Source organism: Klebsiella sp. K5-204 (assembly GCF_030128585.1).
Classification (GTDB): domain Bacteria; phylum Pseudomonadota; class Gammaproteobacteria; order Enterobacterales; family Enterobacteriaceae; genus Klebsiella; species Klebsiella quasipneumoniae.
On record NZ_JAKUZS010000002.1, the window covers coordinates 90,461 to 112,863 of the forward strand.

General features: G+C 54.7%; 26 protein-coding genes and 3 tRNA genes. 18 read left to right on the forward strand and 11 right to left on the reverse strand.

Annotated elements, in window-relative coordinates:
- The first annotated feature begins 68 nt into the window (after positions 1–68).
- On the forward strand, positions 69–1,469 hold the full coding sequence (locus MKR05_RS05870; protein WP_165476256.1) for a DNA cytosine methyltransferase: 1,401 nt from the start codon (positions 69–71) through the stop codon (positions 1,467–1,469).
- Complete coding sequence (locus MKR05_RS05875; protein ID WP_101866323.1) at positions 1,450–1,944, forward strand: very short patch repair endonuclease; 495 nt, start codon at positions 1,450–1,452, stop codon at positions 1,942–1,944. The genes MKR05_RS05870 and MKR05_RS05875 overlap by 20 nt, the downstream gene beginning before the upstream one ends.
- Here the strand turns inward: MKR05_RS05875 and yedA are convergent.
- Positions 1,919–2,830 carry a drug/metabolite exporter YedA gene (yedA, locus tag MKR05_RS05880; RefSeq protein ID WP_023290289.1) on the reverse strand — a complete coding sequence of 304 codons (912 nt, stop codon included), beginning with the start codon at positions 2,828–2,830 and terminating at the stop codon, positions 1,919–1,921. The two genes, MKR05_RS05875 and yedA, sit on opposite strands and share 26 nt — an antisense overlap.
- A 183-nt stretch (positions 2,831–3,013) precedes the next feature.
- On the opposite strand from yedA, the gene MKR05_RS05885 reads away from it, so the two are divergent.
- Both MKR05_RS05885 and dgcQ read left to right on the forward strand, forming a co-directional pair.
- Entirely contained in the window at positions 3,014–3,925 is a 912-nt protein-coding gene (locus MKR05_RS05885; RefSeq protein WP_044524012.1) for a DUF808 domain-containing protein, read from the forward strand.
- A gap of 116 nt (positions 3,926–4,041) precedes the next feature.
- Positions 4,042–5,721, forward strand: a complete 1,680-nt coding sequence (gene dgcQ / locus MKR05_RS05890; RefSeq protein ID WP_023290287.1) for a cellulose biosynthesis regulator diguanylate cyclase DgcQ — start codon at positions 4,042–4,044, stop codon at positions 5,719–5,721.
- 299 nt (positions 5,722–6,020) lie between these two features.
- Here dgcQ and yodD read toward each other — a convergent pair whose 3' ends face one another.
- The gene (gene yodD / locus MKR05_RS05895) at positions 6,021–6,242 is read right to left on the reverse strand and encodes a YodD family peroxide/acid resistance protein (protein WP_004203478.1); all 222 of its coding nucleotides are present in this window, start codon (positions 6,240–6,242) and stop codon (positions 6,021–6,023) included.
- A gap of 136 nt (positions 6,243–6,378) precedes the next feature.
- Here yodD and dsrB point away from each other — a divergent pair, with 136 nt between their 5' ends.
- Complete coding sequence (dsrB, locus tag MKR05_RS05900) at positions 6,379–6,570, forward strand: protein DsrB (protein ID WP_004203477.1); 192 nt, start codon at positions 6,379–6,381, stop codon at positions 6,568–6,570.
- 32 nt (positions 6,571–6,602) lie between these two features.
- Here dsrB and rcsA read toward each other — a convergent pair whose 3' ends face one another.
- Positions 6,603–7,226 (reverse strand): transcriptional regulator RcsA, encoded by a 624-nt coding sequence (rcsA, locus tag MKR05_RS05905; protein ID WP_023290286.1) that lies wholly within the window; start codon positions 7,224–7,226, stop codon positions 6,603–6,605.
- Positions 7,227–7,600: 374 nt separating this feature from the next.
- Between rcsA and yedD the strand changes: the two genes are divergently transcribed.
- The gene (yedD, locus tag MKR05_RS05910; protein ID WP_072096626.1) at positions 7,601–8,035 is read left to right on the forward strand and encodes a lipoprotein YedD; all 435 of its coding nucleotides are present in this window, start codon (positions 7,601–7,603) and stop codon (positions 8,033–8,035) included.
- A gap of 41 nt (positions 8,036–8,076) precedes the next feature.
- Here yedD and amyA read toward each other — a convergent pair whose 3' ends face one another.
- Positions 8,077–9,564, reverse strand: coding sequence for an alpha-amylase (gene amyA / locus MKR05_RS05915; RefSeq protein WP_023290284.1), 1,488 nt, complete (start codon positions 9,562–9,564; stop codon positions 8,077–8,079).
- Between the two features lie 200 nt (positions 9,565–9,764).
- Between amyA and tcyJ the strand changes: the two genes are divergently transcribed.
- The 5 genes from tcyJ to sdiA all read left to right on the forward strand — a co-directional run bounded on the left by tcyJ (position 9,765) and on the right by sdiA (position 14,116).
- Positions 9,765–10,565 (forward strand): cystine ABC transporter substrate-binding protein, encoded by an 801-nt coding sequence (gene tcyJ / locus MKR05_RS05920; protein WP_004203468.1) that lies wholly within the window; start codon positions 9,765–9,767, stop codon positions 10,563–10,565.
- 95 nt (positions 10,566–10,660) lie between these two features.
- A complete protein-coding gene (dcyD, locus tag MKR05_RS05925) occupies positions 10,661–11,647 on the forward strand; it encodes a D-cysteine desulfhydrase (RefSeq protein ID WP_131096038.1) in 987 nt (328 codons plus the stop codon).
- A 15-nt stretch (positions 11,648–11,662) separates the two neighbouring features.
- Positions 11,663–12,331: a cystine ABC transporter permease gene (gene tcyL, locus MKR05_RS05930; protein ID WP_131096037.1), complete on the forward strand. Its 669-nt coding sequence runs from the start codon at positions 11,663–11,665 to the stop codon at positions 12,329–12,331.
- Positions 12,328–13,080, forward strand: coding sequence for an L-cystine ABC transporter ATP-binding protein TcyN (gene tcyN / locus MKR05_RS05935; protein WP_004203465.1), 753 nt, complete (start codon positions 12,328–12,330; stop codon positions 13,078–13,080). The genes tcyL and tcyN overlap by 4 nt, the downstream gene beginning before the upstream one ends.
- A 313-nt stretch (positions 13,081–13,393) precedes the next feature.
- A complete protein-coding gene (sdiA, locus tag MKR05_RS05940; protein WP_044524003.1) occupies positions 13,394–14,116 on the forward strand; it encodes a transcriptional regulator SdiA in 723 nt (240 codons plus the stop codon).
- A 67-nt stretch (positions 14,117–14,183) separates the two neighbouring features.
- Here the strand turns inward: sdiA and MKR05_RS05945 are convergent, their stop codons facing one another.
- Entirely contained in the window at positions 14,184–14,408 is a 225-nt protein-coding gene (locus tag MKR05_RS05945; protein ID WP_023290279.1) for a DUF2594 family protein, read from the reverse strand.
- A gap of 461 nt (positions 14,409–14,869) precedes the next feature.
- On the opposite strand from MKR05_RS05945, the gene uvrY reads away from it, so the two are divergent.
- From uvrY to MKR05_RS05975, 6 genes are all read left to right on the forward strand, one after another.
- Positions 14,870–15,526: a UvrY/SirA/GacA family response regulator transcription factor gene (gene uvrY / locus MKR05_RS05950; RefSeq protein WP_002911539.1), complete on the forward strand. Its 657-nt coding sequence runs from the start codon at positions 14,870–14,872 to the stop codon at positions 15,524–15,526.
- Positions 15,523–17,355, forward strand: coding sequence for an excinuclease ABC subunit UvrC (uvrC, locus tag MKR05_RS05955; RefSeq protein ID WP_023290278.1), 1,833 nt, complete (start codon positions 15,523–15,525; stop codon positions 17,353–17,355). The genes uvrY and uvrC overlap by 4 nt, the downstream gene beginning before the upstream one ends.
- Before the next feature lie 57 nt (positions 17,356–17,412).
- Positions 17,413–17,961 (forward strand): CDP-diacylglycerol--glycerol-3-phosphate 3-phosphatidyltransferase, encoded by a 549-nt coding sequence (gene pgsA, locus MKR05_RS05960; protein WP_004141115.1) that lies wholly within the window; start codon positions 17,413–17,415, stop codon positions 17,959–17,961.
- Positions 17,962–18,111: 150 nt separating this feature from the next.
- Positions 18,112–18,187 (forward strand) — tRNA-Gly (locus MKR05_RS05965).
- Between the two features lie 40 nt (positions 18,188–18,227).
- Positions 18,228–18,301: transfer RNA gene (locus MKR05_RS05970), tRNA-Cys, on the forward strand.
- Positions 18,302–18,314: 13 nt separating this feature from the next.
- A tRNA-Leu gene (locus MKR05_RS05975) sits at positions 18,315–18,401 on the forward strand.
- A gap of 93 nt (positions 18,402–18,494) precedes the next feature.
- Here the strand turns inward: MKR05_RS05975 and MKR05_RS05980 are convergent.
- The 6 genes from MKR05_RS05980 to MKR05_RS06005 form a co-directional block, all read right to left on the reverse strand.
- A complete protein-coding gene (locus tag MKR05_RS05980; protein ID WP_048324946.1) occupies positions 18,495–19,529 on the reverse strand; it encodes a tyrosine-type recombinase/integrase in 1,035 nt (344 codons plus the stop codon).
- Positions 19,529–19,759: a DUF4224 domain-containing protein gene (locus MKR05_RS05985; protein WP_071925326.1), complete on the reverse strand. Its 231-nt coding sequence runs from the start codon at positions 19,757–19,759 to the stop codon at positions 19,529–19,531. The genes MKR05_RS05980 and MKR05_RS05985 overlap by 1 nt, the downstream gene beginning before the upstream one ends.
- Before the next feature lie 66 nt (positions 19,760–19,825).
- Positions 19,826–20,017: a hypothetical protein gene (locus MKR05_RS05990; RefSeq protein WP_040188683.1), complete on the reverse strand. Its 192-nt coding sequence runs from the start codon at positions 20,015–20,017 to the stop codon at positions 19,826–19,828.
- Positions 20,014–20,799 (reverse strand): ParB/RepB/Spo0J family partition protein, encoded by a 786-nt coding sequence (locus tag MKR05_RS05995; protein ID WP_284118185.1) that lies wholly within the window; start codon positions 20,797–20,799, stop codon positions 20,014–20,016. The genes MKR05_RS05990 and MKR05_RS05995 overlap by 4 nt, the downstream gene beginning before the upstream one ends.
- Positions 20,799–21,098, reverse strand: coding sequence for a hypothetical protein (locus MKR05_RS06000; protein WP_017880281.1), 300 nt, complete (start codon positions 21,096–21,098; stop codon positions 20,799–20,801). The genes MKR05_RS05995 and MKR05_RS06000 overlap by 1 nt, the downstream gene beginning before the upstream one ends.
- Before the next feature lie 345 nt (positions 21,099–21,443).
- The gene (locus MKR05_RS06005) at positions 21,444–22,100 is read right to left on the reverse strand and encodes a LexA family transcriptional regulator (protein ID WP_040188688.1); all 657 of its coding nucleotides are present in this window, start codon (positions 22,098–22,100) and stop codon (positions 21,444–21,446) included.
- 99 nt (positions 22,101–22,199) lie between these two features.
- On the opposite strand from MKR05_RS06005, the gene MKR05_RS06010 reads away from it, so the two are divergent.
- Positions 22,200–22,397 carry a Cro/CI family transcriptional regulator gene (locus MKR05_RS06010; RefSeq protein ID WP_040188689.1) on the forward strand — a complete coding sequence of 66 codons (198 nt, stop codon included), beginning with the start codon at positions 22,200–22,202 and terminating at the stop codon, positions 22,395–22,397.
- Positions 22,398–22,403: the final 6 nt, after the last annotated feature.

The window sequence follows — 22,403 nt, forward strand, 5'->3', positions numbered from 1 at the left end:
ACTCTCTGCAAAAATCGTCCGCGCTGGTTGAGGATATGCCACAAAAGTTAAGCAAGGAAAACAGGTCGTTGTCATTGACGGAACAGGCCGGTGAAGAGGCTCAGGCGCTGCTGCGCCAGCTGATGACGATCTACGATGTAAAAACGCTGGTCGCCGAACTGGTGAGCGTCGGGGAGCAGCACTGGAGCGCGGCGATCCTCAAGCGCGTGGCGGCCCTCAGCCGCGCGGCAGCGCGTTTGCGTCCGCAGGAGGTCGCTCATCTGGCGACGCTGCTGCCGTCGCCGCCGGCCCATCATCCGTACTATGGATTCCGTTTTGTCGATCTGTTTGCCGGTATCGGCGGGATCCGCAGCGGTTTTGAAGCTATCGGCGGGCAGTGCGTCTTTACCAGCGAGTGGAACAAGCATGCGGTGCGCACCTATAAGGCCAACTGGTATTGTGATCCGCAGCAACACCGTTTCAATGAAGATATTCGCGATATCACCCTCAGCCATCGCCCCGACGTTAGCGATGACGAGGCGGCGCAGCATATCCGCGAGACTATCCCGCAGCATGATGTGCTGCTGGCCGGCTTTCCCTGCCAGCCTTTCTCACTCGCCGGCGTGTCGAAAAAAAATGCCATGGGTCGCGCCCACGGCTTTGCCTGCGAAACCCAGGGGACGCTGTTTTTTGATGTGGTGAGAATTATCGCTGCCCGTCAGCCGGCGATCTTTGTGCTGGAGAATGTTAAAAATCTCAAAAGCCACGATCAGGGGCGGACCTTCCGCATCATCATGCAGACGCTGGATGAGCTGGGGTATGAGGTCGCTGACGCCGCGCATAGCGGGCCGGACGATCCGAAGGTGATCGACGGGCGCCATTTCTTACCGCAGCACCGGGAGCGCATCGTGCTGGTGGGCTTCCGTCGCGATCTGCAACTGCACGAGGGGTTTACGCTGCGCGATATCGCGGCGCTGTACCCGACGGTTCGGCCAACATTTGGCGAGCTGCTGGAGCCGACGGTGGATGCCAAATTTATCCTCACGCCGGTACTGTGGAAATATCTTTATCGATATGCCCGCAAGCATCAGGCGCGGGGCAATGGCTTTGGTTATGGCCTGGTGGACCCCGCCAATCCCCACAGCGTGGCCCGGACGCTCTCCGCCCGCTACTATAAAGATGGCGCCGAAATTCTCGTCGATCGCGGCTGGGACCGGCCGCTGGGCGAGACGCATTTTGACGATCCGCAGAATCAACAGCGGCGTCCTCGTCGGCTGACGCCGCGGGAGTGCGCCCGGTTGATGGGTTTCGAATCGCCTCAGGGGGCGCGTTTCCGCATCCCGGTGTCGGATACCCAGGCCTATCGTCAGTTCGGCAACTCGGTGGTGGTTCCGGTCTTCGCCGCGGTGGCGAAGCTCCTGGCCCCGCGCATCGCTCAGGCGGTGGCGCGTCGCGAAGCGGGTGATAACGATGGCGGATGTTCACGATAAAGCCACGCGCAGTAAAAATATGCGGGCTATCGCCACGCGCGATACGGCGATCGAGAAGCGGATAGCGGCGCTGTTGACTCAGGCGGGATTCACCTTTGTTGCCCAGGAGCGCGAGCTGCCGGGACGCCCTGATTTCGCTTTACCCGATTACCGTTGCGTCATCTTTACCCACGGCTGTTTCTGGCATCACCATGACTGTTACCTGTTTAAGGTGCCGGCCACCCGGACCGCGTTCTGGCTGGACAAGATCGCCGGCAACGTGGCGCGCGATGCCCGTGACCGGCAAAAGCTGGCCGAGCAGGGCTGGCGGGTGCTTATCGTCTGGGAATGCGCCCTGCGCGGTCGGCTGAAGCTGAATGACGAGGCGCTCACCGAGCGTCTGGAAGAGTGGATCTGCGGCGCCGGACACGACGCGCAGATCGACACCCAGGGTATCCGCGAACTGGCGCTTATTTCGACGCCTTACAAGGGGTAGCTTCGCTGCGAACCGGGAAAAGGTATTTCCCCAGCGTCACCAGCACGACGGCAAAAATAATCACCGCCAGCGCCAGCCACTCGATCAGGGACAGGCTTTCGCCACCGAATCCGGTACCAAGCAGAACCGCCACCACCGGGTTGACATAGGCGTAGCTGGTGGCCACCGCCGGGGTGACATTGCGGATCAAAAACATATAGGCGTTGATGGCAATCAGCGAGCCAAAAATAGCCAGGTAGGCCACAGCGGCGATCCCGGACCACGACGGAACACGGGTTAAGGTTTCGCCGCTTAGCCATGACGCGGCCAGCAGGACGATCCCGGCGGCGAGCATCTCGATTGCCCCCGCCATCATGCCGGTCGGCAGCTCGATCCGCGAGCCGTAAACCGAGCCGAAGGCCCAGCTCAGGGAGCCAATCAGGATCAGCAGCGCGCCCCAGGGGTTGCCGTTCAGGTTGCCTCCGCTGTTAAGCATCACAATACCCGCGAGTCCAATGGCAATCCCCAGCCATTCCAGTTTACGAGTGGCGATGCCGAAAAAGCGGCTGAAGCACAGGGTGAACAGCGGAACGGTGGCGACCATGACCGCGGCGATCCCGGAGGGAACGTGCTGATGTTCGGCCAGGGTGACAAAGCCGTTGCCGACGGCCAGCAGCAAAACCCCGATCAGCGCGGCGTTAAGCAACGGTCCGCGGGCCGGCAGTTTATGGCCGGTGGCCAACAGCCATCCCAGTAGCAGCACGCCGGCAGAGAGAAAGCGAATTCCGGCCATCATCAGCGGCGGCCAGCTGGCGACGCCGACGGCGATGGCGAAATAGGTAGAGCCCCAAATGATATACAGCGCAAACAGCGCCCCGATAAGCGGTAACAGCTGACGGGTAGACATACTTCCTCACGACGGTGCAGAGATAGAAAGGGGACATATAGTAAACGTGAAAACTATCCTGCTGGCGAGCGCTTAATTTGCGTCAGGTTGTTAAATTTATATTGACTAATTGTAACTTGGGCAGCGGCCGTTTTTTAACGCATACTCGAGGGAGACATTGATGAAAAGAGAAGGAAAATCATTTTGGCAGGAAGTAGTCTTTTAACATTACTCGATGATATCGCCACGCTGCTGGACGATATTTCCATGATGGGCAAGCTGGCGGCGAAAAAAACGGCGGGGGTGCTGGGCGACGATCTCTCCCTCAACGCCCAACAGGTGACCGGCGTGCGGGCAAATCGTGAGCTGCCTGTGGTCTGGGGCGTGGCGAAAGGGTCGTTCGTCAATAAAATCATCCTCGTGCCGCTGGCCCTGCTAATCAGCGCCTTCATTCCCTGGGCGATTACGCCGCTGCTGATGTTGGGCGGCGCGTTTCTCTGTTTTGAAGGGGTGGAAAAGGTGCTCCACAGTCTGGAAGCGCGTAAGCACAAAGAGGACCCAGCGCAACGGCAGCAGCGTCTTCAGGCACTGGCGGATCGTGATCCGCTGGCCTTTGAGCGTGACAAAGTCAAAGGGGCGATCCGCACCGACTTTATTTTGTCCGCGGAAATTGTCGCCATCACCCTCGGCATTGTCGCGGAAGCGCCGCTGCTGAATCAGATCCTCATTCTGTCGGGGATCGCGATTCTGGTCACCGTCGGGGTCTATGGCCTGGTGGGGGTGATCGTCAAACTGGATGACATGGGCTACTGGCTGGCAGAGAAACGCAGTACCCTGGCGCAGTGGCTGGGCAAAGGGTTATTGACCGTGGCCCCCTGGCTGATGAAAGTGCTCTCTATCGTCGGGACGCTGGCCATGTTCCTCGTGGGCGGCGGGATTGTGGTTCACGGTATTGCGCCGCTGCACCATGCCATTGAGCACTGGAGCGCGGGGCTGGGCGGCATGTTGGCCGCCTTGCTGCCGATGGTGGCTAATCTGGTGCTGGGTTTTATCATCGGTGCGGTGGTGCTGGCGGGCGTCAAGGCGGTCAGTCGCCTGCGTGGCGCGGTGAAGTAGTCAGGTGCGGCGCCGCATGACGGCGCCGCGTGGTCTACGCTAAAAGCGCCTCCGGTATCGACAGAGACCGGGCGTGCTGACGACGTCAGATTTGCGCAACGTACTGCGAGAGAAAGATGGAAAAGCCACTACGGTTGAAGTTGAAAAAACTCTACCACCTGACTCGCCCGGCGCATGTGGTTAACATTTGTTTTATCGTGGTGCTGTTTTTCTCCACGCTGCTGATCTGGCGCGAAATCAATGTCCTGGAAGAGGCCTACGTGGCGAACCAGCGCAATAATCTGGCTAACGTCGCGCATGAAATGGATGGCCTGCTGCAGTTCAACATCGACAGGATGATGTTTTTTCGCCACGGTATGCAGTCCGCGCTTGAACGCCCGCTCGACGTCGATGTGTTGCACGAAGCCAGCCAGCGCTATCTGAGCCAACGCCACCAGGAGACCTGGCGGGTGGCGCTCCCCAACCGCCGGACGCTGCCGGTGTTTGGCGTCTCGGAGGGCGTCGTCAGGGATCACCCGCTGCTCTTGCCGGACGATCCGCTGGTGGTCAATGAACTGATGGCGACGCTGGAGCTGGGTTATCTGTTAAACCTGACGCAGCATGACCGCGATTTTGCCGAGCGGATGCAATATATCTCCCGCAGCGGTTTTTTCACCTCGACCCTGCCGCTGCGCGATGAATCGCAGGTGAAGACCTACTATTCGCGCGCCATCAGCGCCCTCTGGTTTACCCGGCAGACCCAGCGGAACAATCCGCACCGCGGCGTTATCTGGCAAACCTTTCCTGACGATGACCCGCAGCTGGAAGAGCAGGTGGTCACCGCCTCGATACCGCTGGATTTTGCCGGTTACTGGCGCGGCGTGCTGGCGATGGATTTCTCAGTCAGCGAAATAAAAGCATTTTTAATCAGCGCGATGCAGGGCGGGCAGGAGGGGGAATACCAGCTTTACGACAGCCATCTTAGCCTGCTGGCCTCTTCTGCGCCGGGGAATGTCCTGACGCTGCTGTCGCCGCGCGAACAGGAACTGCTCAGCCGCGCGTTTGCCCATGATAATCAGGGCGGTCTGCGTCTGCTGACGCGCTATATCAGCTGGGCCAAACTGCGCAATTTTGATGGCGTGCTGCTGCGGATCCATACTCTGCGGGAAGGCGTACGCGGCAACTTTGGCACCATCACCATCGCCCTGACCCTGATGTGGATCCTCTTCACCTTAATGCTGCTGCTCTCCTGGCTGGTGATCCGCCGTATGGTCCGCAATATGAGCGTTCTCCAGACCTCCCTGGAGTGGCAGGCCTGGCACGATGCCTTAACCCGCCTGCTCAATCGCGGGGCGCTGTTTGAGAAGGCGATGGCGGTAGCCAGCGACTGCCAGCGCAGCGGACGACCGCTGGCGGTCATCCAGCTCGATTTGGATCACTTTAAGGGCATTAACGATCGCTATGGCCATCAGGCGGGTGACAGAGTGCTGTCGATGGTGGCCAGTACGCTTGCCGGCACCGTCCGGGACGGTGATTTGCTGGGCCGCGTGGGCGGAGAGGAGTTTTGTGTCGTGCTGCCGAATACCACGCTGCAGGAAGCGGCGGCGGTAGCGGAGCGGCTACGCCTGCGTATTCATGGCCGGGAGGTCTTTTTGCATAACAACGTGACGCTGCGGGTCAGCGCGTCGTTAGGGGTGAGCGGCAGCGAAGAGCGAGGGGAGTATCACTTTGAAGCTCTGCAGTCGGTCGCCGATGGTCGACTGTATCTGGCCAAGCAAAATGGCCGCAACCAGGTCTGGTATCGCAGCGAAGCGTGAGCAAAACGTTTCGCCCGAATCAGGCAAAATGAGATTTTTCTTAAAGTGTTCGACGGGGATCGCGCTAACGAATGAAACCGGTTTGCGGCTAAGCCTTATCGCATCAGCCCTGCAGCCCTTTCTGCTGCGAAGCGCCAACTTTCTCAATATTTTGCGCCATGAATATCGCTTGTCATGCAAAATAATTGAGGATAATGTTTCAACGCATCGGATTTCCCGGTGTAACGAATTTTCAAGTGCTTCTTGCATTAGCAAGTTTGATCCCGACTCCTGCGAGTCGGGATTTTTTTCGCCCATCGCTAGCGGTTGGCTTCACTGGCGCTGAAATCATGAATATCGAGTTCAAATGCCTCCGCCAGTTCACGCCAGGTATGCGCCCCGCGGCCATCGATACTGGCGCGCTGTGGGTCATCGAGGATGCGATGGACTTCGCTTTCGCTGATCTCATTAATCGCCGCCAGCAGAGCATCAACGTTGACATCAACGTCGTTCCCGGTCTGGTCTGTCAATCGGTTCTTCATCATTACCCCCCCTCGCTGAGCGTCGCTCAAGCCTCTTTAAGTATAGTCGGTCTAAAAAAACGCCAGTCACTGCCCGCGACGCTGCGAGCGGCGTGGTTTTGTTCTACACTGGCTGGAAATAGAGAGGAGATGGATTATGCAGGTGAACGATCGTGTCACGGTGAAGACCGACGGTGGCCCACGTCGATCGGGCGTAGTGCTGGCAATTGAGTCGTTTAGTGAAGGGACGATGTATCTGGTTTCGCTGGAAGACTATCCCCTGGGGATCTGGTTTTTCAATGAAATAGGGCACCCGGATGGGATCTTCGTGGAAAAAGAAATCTCGTAAAACCGAACTGGCGGGACCACCGCCAGTTTGTTTCAGCGTAGATTCACCTGAATACCGCTGGTAATGTTTTCGGTCAGCCGAACGATGTGGTAAATCACCTGCTTATTATGCGTCTGTATTTTCTTTTTAATATTGCCTTTATGCGATGATACCGTTTTCGCTTTGATGTTCATTTGCGTTGAAATTTGCGAAGTACCATGCCCGGCCATCCACATTTGCAGCATATTTGATTCTGTTTTGCTCAGCGACAACGTCGGTAAATTTAACTGCCCCAGACTCGTGTTCTTGTATTTAAGATAATTAACCAGAATGACATCAAGGTCTTTTGGAGTGATCGATTTTGAGCTGATTAGCAGGTTCTTACGCACCCGTAGATAGCGGTCAAAATGGATGTTCGCCAGCGACATAAAAATCACAAACAACGTCGCCGGATTTTGCGTGATGATCTGGCGAATAATGCCATTACTTTCATCATCATGCACAAAGCAATCTTCATTCAGAAACACCACCGCCGGGCAACATGACGCACAATGCCTGTGCAGATCCTCAGCGCAGTTGACCTCAACGATTTCCTGTTTTTTAATTCCCCGACTGGTCAGATATCCCGTTAGTCCCAACCGGGTATAACTGCACAAATCCATAATCATCGTTGACATGACCCATCCTCAATCAACACGTAACGATATACACTTCACACTGGCTGTGCGAAGCAGTCCTTGCAGGCGGTGATAATAGTAGGTTTAAGAAAGAACCCATTAGTTCCATTAAACTATTCCGCATCTCTGTATATAATTTGCCAGGAAAACTCTTAAAGTAAAGTCAAGAACCGGTAGTGTGAGCGAATTAAAAACAAAAAGTGCCCGCGGATGCTATGGTTAGGCCCCAAAGATTCTTTTACTTTCAGAATTTCCTTATTTCAAATGAAGGCTGCGATGCCTGGCCGTGTTTTGCCCGACTTCTCCGCCTGCGGCGGGGGTGGAAGGCTTAACGCTTTAATGCCACAATACTTTTTTATCAGCTTGTGGGATGAATGATGAAACAGTTAGTTTTTGCTGGCATGGTGCTGGCGCTGGCCGGATGCGTGCAGGTTGATCGTTACGAAGACGTTGTTAAAGCGCCAGCGCCGGCAGGCCTGGAAGGCTACTGGCAGACGAAAGGGCCGCAGAGTGAGATGATGAGTCCGGACGCCATCGCCAGCCTGATCGTCACCAAAGAAGGGGACACCTTCGACTGCCGCCAGTGGCAGCGTGTGATCGCCCAGCCGGGGAAACTGATGAACCGCGATAGCGATATCTACAACGTGACCGCTTCCCTGGATATCTACCCGATCGAGCGCGAGGGCAACACCCTTTCCTACGATCGTATGACGTTGACCCGCGTTGAACGTCTCACCCCGGAGTGCGAGAAGGCGTGGGCTAAAGCGCGTGCCGCCGCTCCAGTCAGCGCGCCGACCACCGCGCGCTAAGGTTCCGGCGGGCCACTGCTGGCCCGTCCGGCGTCAGATGACTACAGCACCGCCTCCAGCACCCACACGCTGACGCTTCCCCCGTTACAGGTAAAGGTTGCGCAGCCTTCGTCGTCGGTTTCGACAATCTCTTCCCGGTTGCCCAGGAAATCCCGCCAGCGTTTGTTGCCATAGTTCTCGCCCAGCGTCAGGGTCTTTTCTCCCTCATCACCATTGGACATCACCACCACGCAGCCGGGATCCTCGTCGGTGCCGCTGCGGCTGAAGGCAATGCAGTTGGGGTGATCGAACCAGAGAGTCTGCACGCCGTGGGCAAAGCGCTGACGGGCGTCGATCAGTTCGTGTAGCTGCTCGATGACGGGCATTTCTATGGCGTAGGTTTGTCCGTCGCCGCCGGTATCTTCATAGGAAGCGCCGAAGAGATCGGCATAGAAGACCGAGGGCACGCCATTTTCACGCAACAGGATCAGCGCATAGGCCAGCGGTTTAAACCATGGCTCAACCGGCGCCTCGAGCGCCTGCAGCGGCTGGGTATCATGGTTGGTGACCAGGGTGACGGCATGGAAGGGGTCGGCTTCCACCAACGTCCCGCTGAAAATCTGGCTCATGTCGTAATCGCGCCCCTGGCGGGACGCTTCATGAAATTTCATCTGCAGCGGGGCATCGAACAGCATCGTCTTGCCCTCGACGAGGTCGATATACTGCTGGAGCTTTTCCACTTCATGGGACCAGTATTCCGCGACAATAAACAGCGGCTGCGGGGCCACCTCCTGAACATGTTCGATCCATGCTTTGTAAAACCAGGCGGGGATATGCTTCACGGCGTCAAGGCGAAAACCGTCGCAGCCGGTCTGCTCCATCACCCAGCGCGCCCAGTATTTGATCTCTTCGGTGACGGCGTGATTACGAAAATCGATATTGGCGCCCATCAGGTAGTCGAAGTTGCCAAGCTCATCATCGACTTGCTCATTCCAGCCTTCGCCGGTGTAGTCGTTGACGATTTTAAATACACCGTCTTCCGTCGGATTCTCGATGTGGTCAATGCCGCTAAAACACTTGTAGTCCCAGACAAACTGCGAATACTGCCCGGCGCGCACCGGGAAGGTATAGCGAGTCCATGCCTCGCACTCTATGATCGCCTCGTCAATTTGCGTGCGATCCTGCTCATCGACGCGCTGCACGCGCAAGGCCTCTTTTTCATCGGCGCCCATTTTATGGTTCACCACCACGTCCAGCAGCACGGCGATGTCGTGCTCCTTCAGGGCGTTGACCGCCGCCAGCAGTTGGGTTTTATCGCCATATTTGGTGGCGACAGAGCCCTTTTGATCGAACTCGCCGAGGTCGAAGAGATCGTAGGTGTCATAGCCGACGGAATAACCGCCCGAGGCGCCTTTGTAGGCGGGTGGCAACCAGACCATATTGATGCCGATTTCGTTAAGACTGGGGGCCAGCGCTTCGACTTCACGCCACAGTTCGCCGCCGGCGGGGTAGTACCAGTGAAAACATTGCAACAAGGTGGGGTTTTTCATCTTCCATGCTCCAGACGTCAACAGGCTGACCTTTGCAGTATGGGAGATATCCCGCAAAACGGGTGAGGAAAGCCCTGAATTTCGCTATACCCTAAAGCGGATCATATATAATAAATTTGCATAAGATGTAGCGTAACGATGTTGGTGTCGGGCCGTTAAGCGCCTTACACTACAGGAAAATCCTAATCTTCGGGGTATCTATGAAATTAGCACTTCTGGGTCGTCAGGCGCTGATGGGCGCAATGGCCGTTGTTTTGATGGCTGGCGTTAGCGTGAAAACTTTTGCGGCGGAAAACCTGCTCAATCAGATTAAAGAGCGCGGCACGCTGCGCGTGGGCCTCGAAGGCACCTATCCTCCCTTTAGCTTCCAGGGCGATGACGGCAAGCTGACCGGCTTTGAAGTGGAGTTCGCCAACGAGCTGGCGAAACATCTGGGCGTGAAGGCCGACCTCAAACCGACCAAGTGGGACGGTATGCTGGCCTCGCTGGACTCCAAACGCATTGACGTGGTGATTAACCAGGTCACTATCTCCGATGAGCGTAAGAAGAAATACGATTTCTCTACCCCGTACACGATCTCCGGTGTGCAGGCGCTGGTGAAGAAAGGCAACGAAGGCGCGATTAAAACCGCGGCGGATCTGAAAGGCAAGAAAGTGGGCGTCGGGCTGGGCACTAACTATGAAGAGTGGCTGCGTCAGAACGTCCAGGGCGTGGATGTCCGCACCTATGACGACGACCCGACCAAATACCAGGATCTGCGCGTAGGCCGTATTGACGCCATTCTGGTTGACCGTCTGGCGGCGCTGGATCTGGTGAAGAAAACCAACAATACGCTGGCGGTCACCGGCGAAGCGTTCTCCCGTCAGGAAGCTGGCGTTGCGCTGCGTAAAGGCAACGATGACCTGCTGAAAGCGGTAGATGGCGCGATTGCGGATATGCAGAAAGATGGCAGCCTGAAGGCGCTGTCCGAGAAATGGTTTGGCGCTGACGTGACAAAATAACGGCCAGCGGTGAAAAAAGGCGCTCCTGGAAGCGCCTTTTTTTATTTAGCGCGTAACTGTGTGCATAATGAAGCATAACTGAGTCAGGAGGGGCCATGTCACTGCAAAATTTAACCCGCTTTCCGCGTCTGGAACTGATCGGCGCGCCGACGCCGCTGGAGTATCTGCCGCGTCTGTCCGATCACCTCGGGCGCGAAATTTTTATCAAACGTGATGATACGACGCCGCTGGCGATGGGGGGCAACAAACTGCGTAAGCTGGAGTTTCTCGCCGCCGATGCGCTGCGCGAAGGGGCGGATACCTTAATCACCGCCGGCGCGATCCAGTCTAACCATGTGCGCCAGACGGCGGCGGTCGCCGCCAAACTGGGCCTGCACTGCGTAGCGCTGCTGGAAAATCCCATCGGCACCCGGGCGGAGAACTATCTGAGCAATGGCAACCGCGTGCTGCTGGATCTGTTTAATACCCAGATTGAGATGTGCGATGCCCTGACCGATCCCGCGGCCCAGCTCGACGAGCTGGCGACCCGTATCGAAGCGCAGGGGTACCGCCCGTATGTCATTCCGGTCGGCGGCTCTAACGCACTTGGGGCGCTAGGCTATGTGGAAAGCGCGCTGGAAATCGCCCAGCAGTGCGAAGACGCAGTGGAGATTTCGTCGGTGGTGGTCGCCTCCGGGAGCGCCGGCACCCATGCCGGACTGGCGGTCGGCCTTGAACAGCTGATGCCGCAGGCGGAACTGATCGGGGTGACGGTGTCGCGCGCTGTTGCCGACCAGCTGCCGAAAGTGGTGGCGCTGCAGCAGGCCGTGGCCAACAGCCTTGAGCTGCAGGCGAAAGCCGACATCATCCTGTGGGATGATTACTTTGCACCGGGCTACGGGACGCCAAACGAGGAAGGGATGGCCGCCGTGAAGCTGCTGGCGCAACTGGAAGGTATTTTGCTTGACCCGGTCTATACCGGCAAAGCGATGGCCGGACTTATCGATGGCATTACGCAGAAGCGCTTTAAGGATGAAGGGCCGATTTTGTTCGTCCACACCGGCGGAGCACCGGCGCTGTTTGCCTATCATCCTCACGTCTAATATAGAAACCACAGCATGCAAGAAAGTATCCAACTGGTCATCGATTCCGCGCCTTTTCTGCTGAAAGGCGCCGTCTTTACGCTGCAGCTGAGCATTGGCGGGATGTTTTTCGGCCTGATGCTGGGCTTTATCCTGGCGCTGATGCGCATGTCGCCCCTCTGGCCGGTAAAATGGCTGGCGCGCATGTATATCTCCATTTTTCGCGGGACACCGCTTATCGCCCAGCTGTTCATGATCTACTACGGTTTGCCGCAATTTGGCATTGAACTTGACCCGATCCCGGCGGCGATGATCGGCCTGTCGCTGAACACGGCGGCCTACGCGGCGGAAACCCTGCGCGCGGCCATCGCCTCGATTGACAAAGGGCAATGGGAAGCGGCGGCCAGTATCGGTATGACCCCGTGGCAGACAATGCGTCGGGCTATTTTACCCCAGGCGGCGCGGGTCGCTTTGCCGCCGCTCTCTAACAGTTTTATCAGCCTGGTAAAAGATACCTCGCTGGCGGCGACGATCCAGGTGCCGGAGCTGTTCCGTCAGGCGCAGCTTATCACCTCGCGTACGCTGGAGGTCTTCACCATGTATCTGGCAGCCTCTCTGGTCTACTGGGTGATGGCGACGGTGCTCTCCTCGCTGCAGAACTATTTTGAAAACCAGCTGAACCGCCAGGAGCGTGATCCGAAATGAGTGCGATTGAAGTAAAAAGCCTGGTGAAAAAATTCCATGGCCAGACGGTGCTCCACGGTATCGACCTGGAGGTGCAGGAAGGCGAAGTGGTGGCGATCATCGGTCCCAGCGGCTCGGGGAAGACTACCCTGCTGCGCAGCATTAATCTGCTGGAGCAACCGGAGAGCGGCACTATCCGCGTCGGCGATGTGACGATCGACGCCGGTCGCAGCCTCGGGCCGCAAAAAGGGCTTATTCGGCGGCTGCGCCAGCACGTGGGTTTTGTCTTCCAGAACTTTAACCTGTTTCCCCACCGGACGGTGCTGGAGAACATTATTGAAGGGCCGGTCATCGTAAAAGGCGAAGACAAGCAGGAGTCGATGGCGCGGGCGCGCGATCTGCTGGCGAAGGTAGGCCTCAGCGGCAAAGAGAACAGCTATCCGCGCCGCCTCTCCGGCGGTCAGCAGCAGCGGGTCGCCATTGCTCGCGCGCTGGCCATGCGTCCGGACGTGATCCTGTTTGATGAACCGACCTCGGCCCTTGATCCTGAGCTGGTAGGGGAGGTGCTCAATACCATCCGCCAGCTGGCGCAGGAGAAACGCACCATGGTTATCGTGACCCATGAAATGAGCTTCGCTCGCGACGTTGCCGATCGGGCGATTTTTATGGATCAGGGACGCATCGTTGAACAAGGCGAGGCCAAAGCGCTGTTCGCCTCGCCTCAGCAGCCGCGTACCCGCCAGTTCCTCGAAAAATTCCTGATGCAGTAGAGCAGGCGCTGGCGCGGCGGCGCTCCATCGCGAGGGCCGCCGCGTTCAGCCCGCTTCCACGCCGGGGGAACGCCCCATCATCACATTTTCGTGCTATTGACTCCCCTGGCCGTATACACCGCTTCCCATCCCCCCGTGTAGGGTGTAGAAAATGAAGGGAGGGCCTTAGTTTCAGCGCAGCGAGCGGAAAAAAGGCAAGCCTTCAGGCTAATAAATGCGACAGCTACGATATTTTATACATATAAATAAGATTTATGTGTTAGTTTTCTGTATTTATAATAATGATTATCAATCAGGAGTTATTTGCACAGCTATGAGGGACAATGATTTTTTCAGCTGGCGGCGGGATATGCTGCATCAATTTCAGTCCATGGCCGCCGGTGAGGAGGTTTATAATCTCCTGCAACGAGAAACAGAAACGCTGGAATATGATTACTACACGCTTTGTGTGCGTCACCCGGTGCCTTTCACTCGCCCCCGCGTCACGTTTCAGTCGACCTATCCCCGCGCATGGATGTCTCATTACCAGGCAGAGAATTATTTCACGATAGATCCCGTGTTACGCCCGGAGAATTTTATGCGTGGCCATCTGCCATGGGAAGATGGGCTGTTTCGCGATGCGCAGGCATTATGGGACGGGGCGCGCGACCATGGTTTGCAAAAAGGGGTGACACAGTGTCTGACGTTGCCGAATCATGCTCAGGGTTTTCTCTCCGTCTCCGCGAACAACCGTTTGCCGAACGCTTATCCTGATGATGAACTGGAGCTGCGTCTGCGAACGCTGACGGAGTTGAGCCTGTTGACGCTCTTGCGTCTGGAAGATGAGATGGTGATGCCGCCGGAGATGAAGTTCAGCCGGCGCGAACTGGAGATCCTCAAATGGACCGCGGAAGGAAAGACCTCGGCGGAGGTGGCGATGATTCTCTCGATTTCGGAAAATACGGTTAATTTCCATCAGAAGAATATGCAGCGGAAATTTAACGCGCCGAATAAAACGCAAATTGCCTGTTACGCCGTGGCGACAGGGCTAATCTGAATGCGCCTGCCGTTCTGCGTGCCAGACGTGATACCGGCTGTCAGTCATACTTTCAGCCGGTACAAGATTACTGCCGGTATGCTTGTTTAATTTGCTTAACGGTGCTGGAGAATACGGCGGCCTGAGCCTCATCTTCCATCTGCGCGATCTGCTTTTCCATTTTAATAATCACGCGACCCGCGTCTGCCTGACCCATCGCCTGCAGCATTAGCGTCATCAGCGCTTTCAGGCAGGAGACTTCCTGCGCCAGTTCTTGATTATTTTCTGCAGTGGAAAAATCTGGTGTGCTCATCGATATCCTCGTTTGCTCGCTGCGCTATTGCGCCTGTCTGAATGTGAAGGCCGCGCAGTATACCACAAGCGACAGAAAAAAAAGGAGTGCTTAATTTCTGTTCTCTCATCTGAGTTGTGAATGATTTTATGCATCAGATAAGACGTAATAGCTGTCAGCAGCGCAATAATTTCCCCTAATTATTTAGCACGTTAATAATTGTTACATATTTTGCCTCGTATTTATGCGCTACGTAATCTGTTGTGTTTTTTGTGCCTTCTGTATGAGGATTGTTAAAAAATAAGCCCCGGGCAACTGATTGTTCGCAATGACTTTCCACTCAGTGTGCACAGACATTGCCATAAATGAGAGCCAAATCGAGGGGACGGCATTTTTTTGCCTTTTAAATTAGCAATAAAACCCGGTAATATGTGGGAGATAAAGTATCAGTAGCGTTATCCCTCATTCTGGAGATTATTCCTTTGATCAACGTTCTTCTTGTTGATGACCACGAACTGGTGCGCGCAGGGATACGACGCATTCTGGAAGATATAAAAGGGATTAAAGTCGCTGGCGAAGCCTGCTGCGGCGAAGACGCCGTCAAGTGGTGCCGGGCTAATTCCGCTGATGTCGTCCTGATGGACATGAACATGCCCGGGATCGGTGGTCTGGAAGCGACGCGCAAAATCGCGCGCTCGGTAGCGGGCACGAAAGTGATCATGTTGACCGTGCATACCGAGAATCCTTTACCTGCCAAGGTCATGCAGGCAGGGGCGGCAGGGTATCTCAGTAAGGGCGCTGCGCCACAGGAAGTGGTGAATGCGATTCGCTGCGTCGCGTCCGGGCAACGTTACATTGCCTCCGATATTGCTCAGCAAATGGCGTTAAGTCAGATTGAACCGGAAAAAACAGAATCGCCGTTTGCCAGTTTGTCTGAACGCGAATTGCAGATTATGCTGATGATCACCAAAGGTCAGAAGGTGAATGAGATCTCAGAGCAGCTGAATCTGAGTCCTAAAACGGTTAACAGCTATCGCTATCGGATGTTCAGCAAATTGAACATTCATGGCGATGTCGAGCTGACCCACCTGGCAATTCGCCATGGCCTGTGTAATGCGGAGTCGTTAGCAAGCCAGTGAGTGATGTTTTTGACGCAAAAGCTTTCCTGAAAACGGTAACCAGCCAGCCCGGTGTGTATCGGATGTATGATGCTGGCGGAACCGTCATCTATGTTGGCAAAGCCAAAGATTTGAAAAAGCGGCTCAGCAGCTACTTCCGCAGCAACCTCGCGTCGCGTAAAACGGAAGCGCTGGTGGCGCTGATCGCGCAAATCGACGTGACCGTCACCCATACCGAGACGGAAGCGCTGCTGCTTGAACACAACTATATCAAGCTGTACCAGCCGCGGTACAACGTGCTGTTGCGCGACGATAAGTCGTATCCTTTTATCTTCCTCAGCGGCGATACCCATCCGCGTCTGGCGATGCATCGTGGCGCCAAACATGCGAAGGGCGAGTATTTTGGTCCTTTTCCCAACGGCTATGCCGTGCGCGAGACCCTGGCGCTGCTGCAGAAAATCTTTCCCATCCGTCAGTGTGAAAACAGCGTCTACCGCAATCGCTCCCGTCCCTGTCTACAGTATCAGATTGGCCGCTGCCTGGGGCCGTGCGTGGCGGGGCTGGTCAGTGAAGACGAGTATGCTCAGCAGGTGGAGTATGTGCGGCTGTTTCTCGCCGGCAAAGATGATCAGGTGCTGACTCAGCTCATCGCGAGGATGGAGAAGGCGAGTCAGAACCTCGAGTTTGAAGAGGCGGCGCGCATTCGCGACCAGATTCAGGCCGTCCGCCGCGTGACGGAGAAACAGTTTGTCTCTAACACCGGCGATGATCTTGACGTGATCGGGGTTGCCTTCGATGCCGGAATGGCCTGCGTCCATGTGCTGTTTATCCGCCAGGGTAAAGTGCTGGGCAGCCGCAGCTACTTCCCGAAAGTGCCGGGCGGCACCGAGCTGGGCGAGGTCGTGGAGACCTTTGTCGGCCAGTTCTACCTGCAGGGCAGCCAGATGCGCACGCTGCCGGGAGAGATTTTGCTCGACTTCAACCTCGGGGATAAGACGCTGCTGGCCGAGTCGTTGTCGGAGCTGGCGGGGCGCCGAATTCATGTGCAGACTAAACCGCGCGGCGACCGGGCGCGTTACCTTAAGCTGGCGCGCACCAATGCCGCCACGGCGTTAACCACGAAATTGTCTCAGCAATCGACCATTCATCAGCGTCTGCAGGCGCTGGCCACCGTGCTGGAGCTGCCGGCCGTGAAGCGGATGGAGTGCTTTGATATCAGCCACACCATGGGCGAACAGACCGTCGCCTCCTGCGTGGTATTTGACAGCAATGGCCCCCTGCGCGCGGAGTACCGGCGCTACAATATCGCCGGCATCACCCCGGGCGATGACTATGCGGCGATGAATCAGGTCCTGCGCCGTCGCTATGGTAAAGCGATTGATGACAACAAGATTCCGGATGTGATCCTGATAGACGGCGGCAAGGGGCAGCTGGCGCAGGCGAAAGCGGTGTTTGCCGAGCTGGACGTCCCCTGGGATAAACATCATCCGCTGCTGCTGGGCGTGGCGAAAGGTAGCGATCGTAAAGCTGGCCTGGAAACGTTATTCTTTGAACCAGAGGGCGAGGGGTTTAGCCTGCCGCCGGATTCGCCGGCCCTGCACGTGATCCAGCATATCCGCGATGAATCGCACGATCATGCGATCTCCGGACATCGCAAAAAACGGGCGAAAGTGAAGAGCACCAGCTCGCTTGAGACTATCGAGGGGGTGGGGCCGAAGCGTCGCCAGATGCTGCTGAAGTACATGGGGGGGCTGCAGGGGCTGCAGCAGGCCAGCGTCGAAGAAATTGCCAAAGTACCGGGCATCTCTCACGCTCTGGCAGAAAAGATCTTCTACTCGTTGAAACATTAGGGGCTCTGTAGCAACATAGGGCTAATTTTTACTTACAACAGATAGTTACCCGTCACTATGCAATTTAATATCCCTACGTTGCTTACTCTGTTCCGCGTCATCCTGATCCCGTTCTTTGTGCTGGCGTTTTATCTGCCTTTTAGCTGGGCGCCGTTTGCCTGCGCGCTGATTTTCTTTGTTGCCGCCGTGACCGACTGGTTTGATGGATTCCTCGCCCGTCGCTGGAACCAGAGTACCCGGTTCGGCGCCTTCCTCGATCCGGTGGCCGATAAAGTCATGGTGGCTATCGCCATGGTGCTGGTCGCTGAGCACTATCACACCTGGTGGGTCACGCTGCCGGCGGCGACGATGATTGCCCGTGAAATTATTATCTCCGCGCTGCGCGAGTGGATGGCGGAGCTGGGAAAACGCAGCAGCGTGGCGGTCTCGTGGATTGGCAAAGTGAAAACCACCGCACAGATGACTGCCCTGGTGTGGATGCTGTGGCGTCCTTATCCGTGGGTGGAATGGGCCGGGATCGCGCTTTTCCTCGTGGCGGCGGTGCTGACGCTGTGGTCGATGCTGCAATATTTGAACGCGGCGCGCGGCGATTTGCTTGATCAGTGATCGTTTCGCCGTTATTTTCAGCAAACGATGCAAAGTTGCGAAAAATACCGTTGACTCACCGCGAGAGATAAGTAGAATGCAACGCATCGAACGGCGGCACAGTCTTCCAGACGATAACAAAATCAAGTGATTAGCAAATAACTTGATGATGCGGGAATAGCTCAGTTGGTAGAGCACGACCTTGCCAAGGTCGGGGTCGCGAGTTCGAGTCTCGTTTCCCGCTCCAGATTAACAGCATCGGCAGTAGCGGGTGCTTCAGAATTAAAGGCGCGTTAGCAAAGCGGTTATGTAGCGGATTGCAAATCCGTCTAGTCCGGTTCGACTCCGGAACGCGCCTCCACTTTATATCCCGAGCCCGGATGGTGGAATCGGTAGACACAAGGGATTTAAAATCCCTCGGCGTTCGCGCTGTGTGGGTTCAAGTCCCACTCCGGGTACCATTGGGATAAAAGCAGAATAATCAAAGCAATAAGCAGTGTCGTGAAACCACCTACGGGTGGTTTTTTTGTTTCAAAACCACCCATTTCATAATATCACTTCATAATATTTTTCCTTTCCACCTGTCCATCTACAACCGGAACTACCGCGATCTTTCTGTCATACCGGGCAGTTTGCTCAACGTTCTTGTGCCCTGATATTGCCTGTTTCTCGTACAGATTGCCCTTGAGATCAGATATCCCTTTTGCTTTTAAATCGTGGAACGTGAAGTCAAAAGAAAGGTGAGGGTACAGCTCCTGCGCCTCAATTTTTGCTTTTCTCCAGCGACTGTTAAAGCCGTCCCGTGTGTATTTTCCACCTGCTGGTTGATGGATGACATACAGACTGCTCATGCCAGAGTTAAGAGGCAATTTTTTTGCCAACTCAAGTGCAGCGTTCAAGCGAGGGCTCCATGCTTTTATCTGAGCAACAGACGTTTTACTTTGCTTTATCAGGATACCTTCTTCCATAAATTGGCTTTTTTTCATCTCCAGTACATCGTTCTGTCTGGCACAGCAGAGGTAAGCGAGTTCCATGGCGATTTTCACAATGTCTGGAGCTACAGAGTACAGCGCTTGGTATTCCTCATTTGTAATATAGCGATCTCGGCTAACCTCTTTATATTGGCGAACACCCTTTGTTGGGTTCCCTTTAACGAATCCGCGTTCATAAGCCCAGCGATACACGCGTGACATAAAAGCTTTTTCTCTATTAGCTTGTGTCCTGCTTTTTATTCCCCGCTTGTCCATATAACGCCGAATATGTTCAGGTTTGATAGCGTCCGGCGGCATTTTCCCAAATACATCAATAATTTTTTTTGAATACTTTCTATAGTCTTTCTGGGTTTCCAGAGCCAGTTCGAAAAATTCACCAGATTTAAAGAAGCGTTCAATAAGCCCTTCCAGCATGGAGTAGTCCGGGCGATCGTTCATTAGCGCTTCCCATGCACTCCATACCTGAGCCTTTGTACTGGTTTTGTCACAGAGGCGGATATTGCCGCCTCCTTTGGGATGATATTCATATGCTGACCTCCCGAGGTAAACCCTCGGTGGCATCCAAGCATCGTCTTTATTTTTTCTCGGACGTGGCATTAATCAAGCGCTCCAAAATTGGGCTGCAGCAAATTATCGACGTTATTCTGTCGTAATCTCTGAGCTAAAGGATTATTGAAATGCGCCCAGGTTGTGCGTGGTCTTCCGTCTCGCCCTTCAACAAAGAAAATCCCGGCATCACGTAAACACTGTGATTGCTTTGAGGGGATCTTGTATCCAGTAATTCGTTCGAGGTCTGCGTTTGAAATGATCTCGTTATCAAGATTCATAGTGTATCTCCACAAGTCCGGCTGCAACCGGCTTAACTTCTACAATTCTTTTCTCCGGGCCAGTCGTCACTCGATAGGCTTGATGGTGTCGAGCAGCAGCCGGCGGCGCGTATTTTCTGCAAAATGACGGCATCCGGTCGCTTTGTGGTAAAACTCGTTTTTGCCAACGACCCACATCCGCTCTGTCTGATGCAGTTTTTTAACCTTCGGACCGTCTTTGGTGATCACGGTACCGGTATGGGTTTTTATGATTGTCATACGGACTCCCCAAGTACCCAACGGAGTGCGCTTGCATACTCACCTTCGGCAGATTCCAGGGCTTTAGTAATTTCTTTGCGGGTTTTCAGACGCGGCTTTTGCTCGCCGAGAATCTTACGCTGACGCCGGGCTTTTTCATGGCCGGTTGTGCCAGCTGTCGCCAGCTCGATTGCTGACACTTTTGCACGCTGTTCTTCAGGTGGGAGCGCACCAAGCTGACGCGCCTGGGTAACGGTGACCGTTCCGGACTCCACTGCATCGCGAACAGCCTGGGTGGCATCCAGCAGTGACAGCGTTGCACGTACGGTCTGAACGCTGCAGCCAAACAACACCGCAATGTCGTCCTCATCGAGCCCGCGGTCGAGCGCGTCTGACATTTTTTTAGCCCGGCCCAGCGGCGTATCGGGTCGGCGAATTTCGTTTTCGCTGACCATGTATTTAGCCATCTGATTTGCCGAACCACGCTTAACGACTCCGGGAACAAGCAGTGGGTCTTTGCCCTCTTTCAAAAGAAGCTTATTTGCCTCCAGCGTATGTTTAACGCGCTGACGGCCTGCAACTACGCAGGTGAGTCCAATTTCAGGGTCTTTCCAGACAATAATCGGCTCCAGTACACCCAGCTCCTTGATGTTCAGTAGCATCCCTTCGTCGATCGGCAGGTTGATACGTTCATCGTAGAGAAGATGGGTTTTGTCGGTAACAAGATGCAGCTTTTCCGGTTCGAACATCAGAACGTTGGTTTTGCCGTTGGCGCCGTATACAAGCTTTGAGTCTTTAGCCATCAGAGAGCCTCCACGTTACGGAAGCTGGTGGGGCAAATTGCTTTCAAATCGCGCATTGCTTCGAGGACATGCAGATTTGTGCGTTTCTTGGTATGTCGCTCAGTAATACGATCACACTCCTTCGCCCATGATTTGACTTCGATGAGAAGAGCGTCTCGTTCGATACGAACCTGGCGAAGAGCTACGTTCGAAACATCGAGGATAGCCGCCAGTTCTTTGACGATCGTTCCCTGAGCTGGTGGCATATCTCTGGCAATTTCGTATGCCTCTTTAATTAGTTGATTTGCTGTCTTAGCCATCTCTTATTCTCCATCTGACGCGCTGCAACGCGTGAATTTAGGGTGCAGCAACCCAACCCATGAAAGTGGGTGAATAGCTGGTTAGAATTTCTTGCTGATGGGTTAGCCGCCACTGCAATGGCGGCACGTTAGTTCTCCACACAACTGGAAGCGCACTCCTTCAGTTACAAACCGATCCCCACCGGAAGAAGAGGAATGCGCTTCCGTGTTGTGTGCTATTCACCTATTCCTTACGACATTAATGTAGGATAACTTACCTTTTGGTGTCAATGCTGTTTGTAGGAAAACTTACATTCAGGTGTAAAAAAAACCGGCTTTGATGCCGGTTTCATTGTTCTTCAAAAATCAGAGGTCCGTGACAACCTGCCTGACAACACCAACGATCTTACAGTTGCCATTTACTTCCATCACACGATAGTTCGGATTAAGAGGAACCAAATATTTTATAGGTCCATCAATTACAAATTTTTTCAGCGTTGCCTCTGCTGAGCCCATCACTTGGGCAACGACAATCTTACCGTTTACTTCGTAAATACTGCCGTAGTCTGGGTCAACAACAACGATTGAGCCCTCAGGTATGCTTGGGGCACCGTTAGGGTTAGTCATTGAATCACCACGTACTTTCAGAGCGAATCCTTCATCACAAAGATTTGCGGTTGTGTAAATCCATTCTGAAACATCATTTTCGGTAACTGGCGCGCCGCTTTCGGTCCATTCACCAGCCTGAACCCAAGATAAGACTGGAATCCTTTTCACGCCAAAACGTTCGGTAGGCTTATAGGTTGGTGCCTCCGATACAGGATCTCCAATACCATGAATTATCCATTGAGGATTCGTTTTTAACGCAGCAGCAAGCGCCTGAAGGTTAGAACCCCCTGGCTCATAATCTCCTGACTCCCACCCAGTAACAGTCACACGGTTAACGCCCACTAATTTGGCTAAGACCGCTTGGGTTAGTTTCAGCTCTTTACGTCTTGCACGGATGCGTTCATTCATTTTCATGTAGGCAATCCTACCATTTTGTAATGTAGGAATCCTTGACCTTTGAGTGTAAGATATCCTACCATTTGTTTGTCTGCTTCCCTTACATATGAGGAAAAAATGAAAAAAGTTGACGTGATTACTTACTTTGGCTCCGTCGGTAATGTGGCAAAAGCGCTGGGTATATCTCATGCCTCTGTATCCGGTTGGGGGGAGGTCATTCCAAAAGGGCGAGCATTTGAAATCCAAGCTCTAACAGAAATGAAGCTGAAAGTTAACCCGGAGTTGTATTTAAAGGCTAATCAAACAGCAGCTTAACCGTTA

Bases quoted from the DNA above. Each gene is read 5' to 3' on its own strand.
- MKR05_RS06010 (WP_040188689.1), top strand. From the start codon at position 22,200: ATGAAAAAAGTTGACGTGATTACTTACTTTGGCTCCGTCGGTAATGTG.
- dgcQ (WP_023290287.1), top strand. From the start codon at position 4,042: ATGGAAAAGCCACTACGGTTGAAGTTGAAAAAACTCTACCACCTGACT.
- MKR05_RS05945 (WP_023290279.1), bottom strand. From the start codon at position 14,408: ATGAGCACACCAGATTTTTCCACTGCAGAAAATAATCAAGAACTGGCG.
- tcyL (WP_131096037.1), top strand. From the start codon at position 11,663: ATGCAAGAAAGTATCCAACTGGTCATCGATTCCGCGCCTTTTCTGCTG.
- yedA (WP_023290289.1), bottom strand. From the start codon at position 2,830: ATGTCTACCCGTCAGCTGTTACCGCTTATCGGGGCGCTGTTTGCGCTG.
- MKR05_RS06000 (WP_017880281.1), bottom strand. From the start codon at position 21,098: ATGGCTAAGACAGCAAATCAACTAATTAAAGAGGCATACGAAATTGCC.
- amyA (WP_023290284.1), bottom strand. From the start codon at position 9,564: ATGAAAAACCCCACCTTGTTGCAATGTTTTCACTGGTACTACCCCGCC.
- dsrB (WP_004203477.1), top strand. From the start codon at position 6,379: ATGCAGGTGAACGATCGTGTCACGGTGAAGACCGACGGTGGCCCACGT.
- rcsA (WP_023290286.1), bottom strand. From the start codon at position 7,226: ATGTCAACGATGATTATGGATTTGTGCAGTTATACCCGGTTGGGACTA.
- pgsA (WP_004141115.1), top strand. From the start codon at position 17,413: ATGCAATTTAATATCCCTACGTTGCTTACTCTGTTCCGCGTCATCCTG.
- sdiA (WP_044524003.1), top strand. From the start codon at position 13,394: ATGAGGGACAATGATTTTTTCAGCTGGCGGCGGGATATGCTGCATCAA.
- MKR05_RS05985 (WP_071925326.1), bottom strand. From the start codon at position 19,759: ATGAATCTTGATAACGAGATCATTTCAAACGCAGACCTCGAACGAATT.
- tcyN (WP_004203465.1), top strand. From the start codon at position 12,328: ATGAGTGCGATTGAAGTAAAAAGCCTGGTGAAAAAATTCCATGGCCAG.
- MKR05_RS05980 (WP_048324946.1), bottom strand. From the start codon at position 19,529: ATGCCACGTCCGAGAAAAAATAAAGACGATGCTTGGATGCCACCGAGG.
- MKR05_RS05995 (WP_284118185.1), bottom strand. From the start codon at position 20,799: ATGGCTAAAGACTCAAAGCTTGTATACGGCGCCAACGGCAAAACCAAC.
- MKR05_RS05990 (WP_040188683.1), bottom strand. From the start codon at position 20,017: ATGACAATCATAAAAACCCATACCGGTACCGTGATCACCAAAGACGGT.
- yedD (WP_072096626.1), top strand. From the start codon at position 7,601: ATGATGAAACAGTTAGTTTTTGCTGGCATGGTGCTGGCGCTGGCCGGA.
- yodD (WP_004203478.1), bottom strand. From the start codon at position 6,242: ATGAAGAACCGATTGACAGACCAGACCGGGAACGACGTTGATGTCAAC.
- tcyJ (WP_004203468.1), top strand. From the start codon at position 9,765: ATGAAATTAGCACTTCTGGGTCGTCAGGCGCTGATGGGCGCAATGGCC.
- dcyD (WP_131096038.1), top strand. From the start codon at position 10,661: ATGTCACTGCAAAATTTAACCCGCTTTCCGCGTCTGGAACTGATCGGC.
- MKR05_RS05875 (WP_101866323.1), top strand. From the start codon at position 1,450: ATGGCGGATGTTCACGATAAAGCCACGCGCAGTAAAAATATGCGGGCT.
- MKR05_RS06005 (WP_040188688.1), bottom strand. From the start codon at position 22,100: ATGAAAATGAATGAACGCATCCGTGCAAGACGTAAAGAGCTGAAACTA.